The following is a 711-nucleotide window of genomic DNA, read 5'->3' as shown; positions in this document are numbered from 1 at the left end:
GGGCAAAAGGTATTAGTCCCCGTGGTCTATCTGGCGGGTGTCAAACCGGGCGATTTACAGGCCAACGGTGCATTAATTGCCGCCGAGAATATCACCTTAACCGATGTTCAGGGTTTCAATAACTCAGGGGCGATTAAAGCCAGCAATGACCTGCAAATCAGCATGGCGCAGGACATGGCACTGAATAACCGTGGCGGTTTACTGCAGGCGGGCAATAATATGCAGCTCAGTACACTGAACAGTGATATTGACCTGACGGGCAGCCGATTAACTGCCACTAACCTGCAACTGGATAGCGGGCGCGATTTAATCCTGCGCACCGGCACTGAACAACTCAGTAGCAGCAATGGCTCCGTGCTGCGCAATCAAACCCTGCTGGGGCCGCTGGCCAGCATCAATATCAGCAATAACGCGGTGATTAATACCGAGCGCGACTTTATCCTGCAAGGCGCAAGTGTGAATGTCGGTAAGGATCTTCAGGTCAATACCGGCGGCGACTGGATCCTCAATACCGTCCAAACCCGCGACCAGATAAGCGGGCAATACAGCGGTGGTAGTTCGACCAGTGAACATATCCGCCATCTGGGTAGCGAGGTGAATGTCGGTGGCGCACTGACCGCCAACGTCAGCGACTTAACCGCCGTCGGGGCCAACATCAATGCCAACACCATTGATATACAGGCGCAGAATATCAGCCTTAGCGCGGCCACC

At 54.1% G+C, this 711-nt stretch carries 1 protein-coding gene; it reads left to right on the top strand.

All coding sequences use genetic code 11. The features are described 5' to 3' along the window. Positions 1–711, top strand: a 711-nt coding sequence (locus tag YROHD0001_RS00070; protein ID WP_032818611.1) for a hemagglutinin repeat-containing protein, incomplete at both ends; no start/stop codon positions are given.

The sequence above is a fragment of the Yersinia rohdei ATCC 43380 genome (assembly GCF_000173775.1).
GTDB lineage: Bacteria > Pseudomonadota > Gammaproteobacteria > Enterobacterales > Enterobacteriaceae > Yersinia > Yersinia rohdei.
This window is presented reverse-complemented; position numbering and strand designations above follow the sequence as displayed.